The following is a 9617-nucleotide window of genomic DNA, read 5'->3' on the forward strand; positions in this document are numbered from 1 at the left end:
GAGTGCTGGCGGATTTTAAGCCCGATTTTCTCGTTTCTCAAGTCTATTTCGACCCGAAATCCTTGTTTTTTCAGCGTTTCAGCAACTTTTTGCACATATTCGTCCTGACGCTCCGTAATCCCCATCACGACACACTGAACCGGCGACAGCCAAAACGGCAGGATCCCCGCATAATGCTCAAGCAACACACCAATAAAACGTTCCAATGAGCCCAAAATGGCGCGATGAAGCATGACGGGCGTGCGTTTGACGCCATCTCGGTCGACGTACTGCGCATCGAGACGAGCGGGCATGGAAAAATCGAGCTGCATCGTGCCCAGCTGCCAAATACGCCCAATGCTGTCTTTCAGCGAGAAATCGATTTTGGGCCCATAAAATGCCCCTTCTCCGGCCTGTAGCGACCAGTCGAGACCGAGCGTCTCCAGCGCGTTTTGAAGGGCCGCCTCGGCTTTGTCCCACAGCGCTTCCTCGCCCACCCGCTTTTCTGGCCGGGTTGACAAATTGATGATCACATCCGTGAAGCCAAAGTCGGCATAGACTTCTTGCAGTAGCTCAATAAATTGGGCGACCTCATCTTGAATCTGGTCCTCGGTGCAGAAAATATGGGCATCGTCCTGCACAAAGTTACGCACCCGCATCAGCCCATGCAGCGTGCCCGACGCCTCATTGCGATGACAGGAGCCGAATTCCGCCATCCGGATCGGCAGGTCTTTGTAGCTGTGCAGTCCACGGTTGTAGATCTGCACATGGCACGGGCAGTTCATGGGCTTGACTGCGTAATCGCGTTTTTCAGAGCCCGTGGTAAACATGTTTTCGGCGTATTTGTCCCAGTGGCCCGACTTTTCCCATAGCGAGCGATCCAGGATTTGCGGCGTACGCACCTCTTCATAGCCGTTGTCGATGAGTTTCTCGCGCACGTAGTTTTCGATGGACCGATACAGTCGCCACCCCTTATCGTGCCAAAACACCATGCCAGGCGCTTCAGGCTGCAGATGAAACAAATCCAGCGCGGTCGCAAATTTGCGATGGTCTCGCTTCTCGGCCTCCTCCAGACGAGTGAGATACGCCTTAAGGGCTTTTTTGTCGCCCCACGCCGTGCCGTAAATGCGCTGAAGCATTTCGTTGTCTGAATCACCACGCCAGTAAGCACCGGCCAGTTTCATTAACTTGAAGGCTTTGAGATGTCCCGTGCTAGGTACGTGCGGACCACGACACAAATCCTTCCAGTCACCCTGCCCATAGAGCCCGATCACTTCGTCGTCGGGAATACTCTCAATGATCTCGGCCTTGTACAGTTCACCCTCGCCTTTGAAGTACGCGACCGCTTCGTCACGTGCCATTTCTGTACGGGTGACCGGCAAGTCTTGTTTGGCCAGTTCAGTCATGCGCTTTTCAATGGCGGTTAGGTCTTCTGGAGTGAAACTGCGCTCAAACGAGAAGTCGTAGTAAAAGCCATCTTCGATCACGGGACCGATGGTGATCTGAGCGGTGGGAAACAACTGCTTGACCGCCTGGGCCATCAAATGCGCGGTGGAGTGCCGAATCACATCCAGACCGTCGTCATCGCGAGCGGTGATGATGGCCAGATCGGCGTCTTCGGAAATTTCAAAACTCGTGTCGACCACGCGCTCACCGACACGCCCCGCGAGGGCCGCTTTGGCTAAGCCGGGACCGATATCGGCCGCGACGTCGGCCACCGTCACCGGCTGGTCAAATTGTCGCTGACTTCCGTCAGGTAAGGTGATTACAGGCATGGGTCATACACATCACTTCGAAGGGGCAAATAGTAGCTGTTGCGCCGCTCAGATTAAACCGTGAATGGGGTCACGACGCCCCGAAAAGCTTCTATCGACAGGCCTTTATTTACCGCCCAACAAAAACGGGTGGTTCTGACGAACCACCCGCTTGCACATCTGGTAGGCGCGGGCGGGATCGAACCACCGACCACTACCATGTCAAGGTAGTGCTCTACCACTGAGCTACGCGCCTGAAGGGGGATGAAAGATAGCGAAGGTCGAGCCACGGTGCAAGCGTCGAAGTGTGGTTTTGAGACCTGGTCGCCGCCCGACTTCCCATTTGAATGAGCTCAATCCCCCTGACATCCCCGACAAACTGTTGACACATCCTGCGATTCGACGCCAAACCGCTCCACGGAAACCGCCTCGACGCCGCAAATAGCGCGGCAATCATGACGCCGCGACGCCACGCTAACGCCGGGTTGCTCCCCACCCTCGGACCGGTCGAACAGATTCCGCCGCGGTCGTCGGTCAGTGCGCCATTAGCCGGCTTTCTGCGATGGCAGCCCAAATCCCATCGCACGAATCCGCGCGATCTTATCGCGAAGCTGAGCCGCTTCTTCAAACTCCAAGTCCCGTGCATGGCGCAACATCTTTTTGTCGAGCTGCTTGAGCTTGGCCGCAAGCTGTTCAGGCGACATGGCCATGTAGCGCGCTTGCTCTTCGGCCACTTTGCGTTTTTCACCGCGAGAGGCGCTCCCGCCCTGCTGCCCCATCTGCATCACATCGGCCACAGGCTTAATAATAGTCTTAGGCGTGATGCCATGGTCTTCATTAAAGGCCAGTTGCTTAGCGCGCCGTCGTTCCGTTTCGTTTATGGCACGCTCCATTGAGCCGGTCATCTTATCGGCATACAGAATCGCTTTGCCGCTGGCGTTACGCGCCGCCCGGCCAATTGTCTGAATCAAGGAGCGGTCGGAGCGAAGAAACCCTTCTTTGTCCGCATCGAGAATGGCCACGAGTGAAACTTCCGGCATATCGAGGCCTTCCCGCAGCAGGTTGATGCCGACAAGCACGTCGAACTCGCCCAGTCTCAGGTCGCGAATAATCTCTGAGCGCTGCACGGTGTCGATGTCGGAGTGCAGGTAACGCACCCGCACGTCGTGTTCGAACAGATACTCGGTCAGGTCTTCGGCCATCCGTTTAGTGAGCGTCGTAATCAGCACGCGCTCTTCGCTGAGCGTACGCCGATGAATCTCTGAGAGCACATCGTCGACTTGCGAACCCGCCGGTCGTACCTCAACCTCCGGATCGACCAGGCCCGTTGGGCGCACAACCTGCTCCACTGTCTGACCCGACCGTTCCGCTTCATACGGTCCGGGCGTGGCCGAAACAAATATGGCCTGCGGCATGAGCCCTTCAAACTCCGCAAACTTGAGCGGTCGGTTATCGAGCGCGGACGGCAAGCGAAACCCATAGTCAACCAGTGTTTCCTTGCGCGATCGGTCGCCTTTGTACATCGCGCCCAACTGCGGAATCGTCGCATGACTTTCATCCACAATCAGTAGCGCATTTTCAGGTAGGTAGTCGATCAGCGTAGGCGGCGGCTGACCTTCTTGACGCCCCGATAAATAGCGCGAGTAGTTTTCAATCCCCGAGCAATAGCCCAATTCATTGATCATCTCCAGATCAAAGTTGGTCCGTTGCTCTAAGCGCTGTGCTTCGAGCAACTTGTCCGTGTCACGAAGCACCTTGAGCCGATCGACAAGCTCCGTGCGAATATGCCGGGTGGCCTCGACCATGACGTCGCGAGGCGTCACATAGTGGGTACGCGGGTAAATCGTGAGGCGCGGCACCTTGCGCAAGACTTCGCCCGTCAAGGGATCGAAGTAACTGAGTGTTTCGACCTCGTCATCAAATAACTCGACGCGAACCGCCTCCCGACTGGACTCAGCCGGAAAAATGTCAATCACCTCTCCTCGAACTCGGTAGCAGCCCGGTGCCAGCTCCACCTCATTTCGGTCGTATTGAATCTCGGCCAAGCGCTTGAGCATATCGCGCTGGTCCAGCGGCTTGCCCTGCTGCAAATGCAGCACCATTTTGTGATAAGACTCCGGATCACCCAATCCATAAATGGCCGAAACCGTCGCGACAATAATCGCGTCGGAACGTTCGAGCAACGCTTTGGTGGCGGATAAGCGCATCTGTTCAATATGTTTGTTGATCGACGCGTCTTTTTCGATAAACGTATCAGAGGCCGGAACATACGCCTCCGGCTGATAGTAGTCGTAGTACGACACAAAATACTCCACCGAATTTTTTGGGAAGTAGTCGCGCATTTCGCCATACAGCTGAGCCGCCAGCGTTTTGTTATGGGCGAGGATGATCGTTGGTCGCTGCAGGCGGTCGATGATGTTGGCCACCGTAAACGTCTTGCCGCTGCCGGTCACGCCCAGCAGTGTCTGTTGTGCCAGGCCCGATTCCAAGCCGTCGCACAGCTGCGCAATGGCCTCAATTTGATCGCCCGCCGGTTGGTAGTCACACACGAGTTTAAACTCGGTTTGTTCACCGTCCGCTACGTTAAGTCTGGTTGGCGCCACGCCCACATCCTTTCATAACAACAACCGACCGCCGTAAGGCGCCGGCTCAATCTCACACTATACACCCAATTGGCGACCGTCCGTTGGCGCGCGCGGCATGATCCACACTCCGAACCGGCCGCGTCGCGTCGTTGGCCGAACACGCCGGACGCACTCCGCGAAACGCGGGTTTGAACGCCTTGTGGAAAATGCCCATCACACACTGCCTCACCCAATCGAACACCGCTCTCATTGATGCGCTAACGACTGAACGGCCGTACCGGCAACCCGGCGTGGCCATGGGTGCACCGTATTGGGTCGGCGCGAGGCGCCGTGCTCGGGCGAATAAGCCCGCGTCTAGCGCCGTAGCGATTTCCATTCATTGATCATGATTGGTGCGCCCAGCAATCAATATCCGTGGGATGGACTTAATTCGCCCAGAGCGTGACAAAATGGCTTGACTTGGTGGCCTCAAGCCGCCAGAATTTCGCGCCTGCGGCTTGATCCGCACTCTTCCCCAGTAGCTCAGTTGGTAGAGCGGGTGACTGTTAATCACTAGGTCCGTGGTTCGAGTCCGCGCTGGGGAGCCAAATAGAAAAGGCCCACATTATGTGGGCCTTTTTTTGTCCGGCCGTCAGGCGCCGGTAGTGTGGACACATCACGTGCCCACGCTATGCGTTGCGCTTGGTTTAGCGCTCCATGGTCAGTGGTGGCGCAGCGGGCCCCGGTGGTCCGAGGAAAAAGTCGCGGAAAATCGCAAAATCCAGGAAATTAACCGCGCCGTCACCGTTAAGATCACCATCCGGATCCGCGCTATTGAACACCGATGAGATGTAGCTCAGATCCAGGAAGTTGACCACATTGTTGTTATCGAAGTCCGGATCGCACAAATTCCCGAAGCCGTCGCCGTCGGTGTCCCGCTGTGGTGGATTGGCCACCAGCAGGCAGTTGTCAACGTCATCACCGACACTATCACCGTCGGAGTCTTTGATCTCCGAAATGGTGATCGTCGTGTAATTCGGGTCAGCTAGAATATCGGCTTCTTTGAACGGCAGCGTCACCCACTGCTTATTGGAATACAACACGGTTTGATCGGCGTAATGTGGACTGTTCACATCACTCGATTGACTGTACGACAATAACGCCTCAGCAATCGGCCCATCGTCATCAAACGTCACAACCTGCATGTAGCTGTTGCCACCTGTGACGGGTGTGTAACCCGCCGCACTCAGTCCCGCAGAGATGATGCTAAACATGCCAGAGCCATCGCGACCGCCGTGAATGGGCAAAGGTGTACCACCGCGCTCGGTAAATTGCAGGTCTCCCCAGGCGATACTCATCGGCAGTCCTAGATCCGTCAGCCGTTTCACGCCACGTCCCAGCCATTGCATTACCTGATCTTTATCCACCTGGTCGGTGGCTTTGAGGCCGCGTGGTGTGTTGACCGGATCATTCACATCAAACGGCGTCTCCCACAGGGCGGTCAGAATCGGATCGTCGGTATCATCAAACACCGATTGCAAAAATTCGAGAAAAATGTGCGGGCCGAAGCTGTCATTATTTTGTCGCTTGTCCCAGTTACCCAACACGCTACAGGCTTCGGTGAGATCAACCGTGACGGTATCGACCACCACGGATTCACCTTCATCGATACACAACTGCACAAGATCATCGACAAGCAGTTCGGCCGCATAATTACGACTACCGAACAGTGCCTCTTTAAGTGTCGCGATGGTGTAGCCCGGCGCACCTTGCCCATCGGTGCCCGCTAGGCGTTCCTCGATTTGCACGAGACCCAGTCGCGTACGCAGACTGCGAGCGGTTTCTTCTGCTCCCGCCGTGGGCACAATACCGGTAATCGGCATATTGGGGTTCGTGAGCCAATGGTTGTCGTTCGAATTGGACACGTAATCTTGCGTTGTGAGGGTGGGCAATTCACTCGATGGCACAGCACCGGGCTGGGCGGCATCGGGGCTTACCGTCCATGCACAACTGGAGTCGGTGCCGTCCAGCACTTTGAGACCGGCTGCCGTAACGAGCAGCGTGCCCACACCCGTCGGGGCACAGCTGGCAAGCTTGGCCGCACTCACATTTGGCATCACCGACAAGTCGCCGTAAAACGCCGTGCCCGACTCACTGGCCGCCACGGTGTGCACCCAGGGTAACGCGGTTAGGTCCTCCAACACATCGACAAACTCGGTGAGGTTGGTCGCCAGGTTCATGCGATAGAACTGATTAATCGCTCGGAAGTTGTCCGCATTCGCATCACCTACGGCAAATATCGACACGCCGGAGTTCCATACCGGGAATCCAAGCAGTGGCGCAATGTCCATGACCCAGCCCTGAACGGTTCGATAGAAGGTGTGATTAACGGTTTCAATAACGCCGCCGTTGTCGACCTGAATCGACACCGGGAACACTTCCATATCGGTGGCCACCCCGTCGTAAAAGTACTGGGTTGGATTGCCCGGCACGAGCGACAATTCGAAAATCGTAAATCGATCAGCTGGCGACACAGTGTGGCTCCAGGCGAACGTATCGGTAAAGCCGATATTAATTAGAGGAATTCCTTGAAGCGATGCACCCATCACGTCGATCTGGCCGGGGATCGTGAGATGCGCCTGGTACCAACGCAAAGGTCCATTCCACGGAAAATGTGGATTGCCTAACACCATGCCGCGACCACTTTGGGTGGCATTGCTGCCGAGGGCATACATATTGCTGCCCAGCTCCTGCGGGTTGAGCTGATCGCGAATGAGCGACAGATCGGCCTTGGCCATCGCGTCGCGTAAAGCCTCACGCTTCTTGTTCATCTCAACCATCGTGCGACGATTAGTCTGTTGTCTCGCCGGGTCAGGCGGTACAGCGCTCACAATCAAATCGCGCAGCGGTCCCCCACTCGCACGCAAGATCAACTTGTAATACACCTTAAACATGTCGCGCTCATCAATCGCGCGAACCCAGGCTTCACTGCGACAATCGACGTCGAGATTGTCCACGCCAGTTTCACTCAAGTAACGGTTATACCCTGCCGCAAACCCTTTGATGCCGTCGAGTACCGGTGCATCGGTTTGCGCAATGATGGCATCGATCGTCTCGTCGCTGTTACTCAGCGTGTAAAAGAGATCGCTATTGATGCGACCCTGAGACGAGCCAAAATACAGTGCCTGCTGGCCGTTGGCTTCTACAATTTCACGGGCCAACACACAAAAGTTGTCCGCCGCATACGCATAGCCGTACCCGTAGCCGATGCCACCCCAATCGTTCGCCTTAATATGAGGAATACCGTAAGACGTACGCCGAACCTCGGCTTCATAAGTGGGGTTGGCCAGTGCCTGTGCCTCACCCAGCATCAACAAACCGCTCGCCATCACTAGGCGCATGAACGTAGGCCTCATTGTCCTCTCCCAAACCGGATTAATACTCAAAGGAAAATTGTTCTTTTTGGCGCACAACCAACAACCTATTGGTCAGCGCGCAGTACCGGGCTACCCCGAGACCACCCAGTGTGGCCGCTGGCCACAAGCAGTGTCAATGTGCGACGCGGCGAGAAACGCTTTATGTCAAAGCCGCTGTGTACAAATGCTTGTACGGCGCACTTTGAATGGCGTCGTTTATGGTGAAATAACCCCGTTGCATGAGAGTAAACCACGCACGGTCACTAATCATGCGGCAACGCGCCATAGACCGTCCGCCAGTTAGGATTGACATAAACTTGCGCCAACTGTGTGTCTCCCGAGCCGAGAACAACCGTCTTACACAGGGTGTGAATTTGATCACTACCTGACCGGTCCGCAAGGACTACACTCCTCCATCTGAACTGACACATCGATCGGACGCGCCGAGACGTTTTTTTTGTCTACCGATCCCGCTTAACGATAAAATTTGGTACGAGTATGAGCGACGAATACATCAAGACGAAGGTCTTGGACATGAACACCCAAGATCTGAGTGAAGAAGCTGCGGCCGAGCTGGTTGAGCAAACCCTGGTGCTAAAACCCGAAGACACCGACATCGAGACGCCTGAAAAGGTGTTTACCCAAACTTACTCGTATCTCACTTGAGGATACGCCCCGTGCAATAACGACTATCGATTTACAAGTCGTTACTTGACCGTCTTAAGATAATCGCGAAATGCCTCGCCCAATTCTGGGTGATCGAGCGCCAGTTCCACGTTGGCGCGAAGGTAGCCGAGCTTGTCACCACAGTCATAACGGGTGCCATCAAAACGGTACGCAAACACCTTCTGTTTACTAAGCAGCTGACTGATGCCGTCTGTGAGCTGAATTTCGCCACCCGCCCCTCTTCCAACATTTTCGAGCAAATCGAATATGCGTGGCGTCAAAACATACCGACCCACCACGCCGAGATTCGACGGCGCTTTCTCCGGCGACGGTTTTTCGACTATCTCGCTGATTTCGCCCAGACCATCTTCGAAACTCGACGCGGCGGCGATACCATACTTGTCCGTTTGGTCGTTCGGTACCGTTTGTACCGCCAACACGCTGGCGCCCTCTTGTCGATAAACCTCTTGCATTTGACTCAAACACGACGGCGACGCACTGATTAGGTCATCAGCCAAATGGACGAAGAATGGTCGATCATCAACGATAGGCCGGGCGCATAACACGGCATGACCCAGACCCAGCGGTGCGCTTTGACGCGTATAAACGCAATGCGCGCTCGCGGGCACAATCTGACGCACACTCTCCAGCAACGCCGATTTTTCGGCCTGCTCAAGTTCACGCTCCAGCTCATGGTCTTTGTCGAAGTGATCGACGATCGCGCGCTTCGATCGACCCGTGACAAACACGAGTGTGCGCGCCCCGGCCTCAAGCGCTTCTTCCACCGCGTACTGAATGAGCGGCTTGTCCACCACTGGCAACATTTCTTTTGGACTGGCTTTCGTGGCGGGCAAAAAGCGCGTGCCACGACCAGCAACCGGAAACACAGCGACTTTCACAGAGCTTGTCATGAGATTTCGTCCAAGGCCAAGAACGCGTGTGAGTGTATCATGACGACCAGAACCACAACCCTGCGCGACATCACAAAAAGCAGCCCGAGAACACCGCATGCAAACCGTGCCGATTCAATTGACATGCAGCATCCCCGGGCTAACAACCAGGTGTTACTTTATCTCGGGGTTTACCCTTAACTACTCGATCGCAGAGCGGGTCACTCCTCAACCTATCGCCACCAATACGTACTGAAGATGAATACACAACACCATTAAGTGAAATAATGGCGACTTCTGTTGTACCGCCACCAATATCAACCACCATAGAACCCGTTGCTTCAGACA

General features: G+C 55.4%; 5 protein-coding genes, 2 tRNA genes and 1 pseudogene. 2 read left to right on the forward strand and 6 right to left on the reverse strand.

From position 1 onward, the window contains the following. The 3 genes from thrS to uvrB form a co-directional block, all read right to left on the reverse strand. The coding region (thrS, locus tag AAF465_16980; GenBank protein ID MEM7084422.1) for a threonine--tRNA ligase at positions 1 to 1754 on the reverse strand (1754 nt) is incomplete at its 3' end. 160 nt (positions 1755 to 1914) lie between these two features. Then, positions 1915 to 1989: transfer RNA gene (locus AAF465_16985), tRNA-Val, on the reverse strand. Positions 1990 to 2278: 289 nt separating this feature from the next. Further along, a complete protein-coding gene (gene uvrB / locus AAF465_16990) occupies positions 2279 to 4336 on the reverse strand; it encodes an excinuclease ABC subunit UvrB (protein MEM7084423.1) in 2058 nt (685 codons plus the stop codon). A gap of 493 nt (positions 4337 to 4829) precedes the next feature. Here uvrB and AAF465_16995 point away from each other — a divergent pair. Further along, positions 4830 to 4905: transfer RNA gene (locus AAF465_16995), tRNA-Asn, on the forward strand. Positions 4906 to 5004: 99 nt separating this feature from the next. Here AAF465_16995 and AAF465_17000 read toward each other — a convergent pair. Beyond that, positions 5005 to 7713 carry a penicillin acylase family protein gene (locus AAF465_17000; protein MEM7084424.1) on the reverse strand — a complete coding sequence of 903 codons (2709 nt, stop codon included), beginning with the start codon at positions 7711 to 7713 and terminating at the stop codon, positions 5005 to 5007. 498 nt (positions 7714 to 8211) lie between these two features. Between AAF465_17000 and AAF465_17005 the strand changes: the two genes are divergently transcribed. Continuing rightward, the gene (locus AAF465_17005) at positions 8212 to 8379 is read left to right on the forward strand and encodes a hypothetical protein (GenBank protein MEM7084425.1); all 168 of its coding nucleotides are present in this window, start codon (positions 8212 to 8214) and stop codon (positions 8377 to 8379) included. Positions 8380 to 8420: 41 nt separating this feature from the next. Here AAF465_17005 and galU read toward each other — a convergent pair whose 3' ends face one another. Together galU and AAF465_17015 are read right to left on the reverse strand one after the other, a co-directional pair. Then, positions 8421 to 9290, reverse strand: coding sequence for a UTP--glucose-1-phosphate uridylyltransferase GalU (galU, locus tag AAF465_17010; GenBank protein ID MEM7084426.1), 870 nt, complete (start codon positions 9288 to 9290; stop codon positions 8421 to 8423). A gap of 211 nt (positions 9291 to 9501) precedes the next feature. Next, positions 9502 to 9617, reverse strand: a pseudogene (locus AAF465_17015) (rod shape-determining protein).

The organism is Pseudomonadota bacterium, from assembly GCA_039028935.1.
GTDB lineage: Bacteria > Pseudomonadota > Gammaproteobacteria > Steroidobacterales > SZUA-146 > SZUA-146.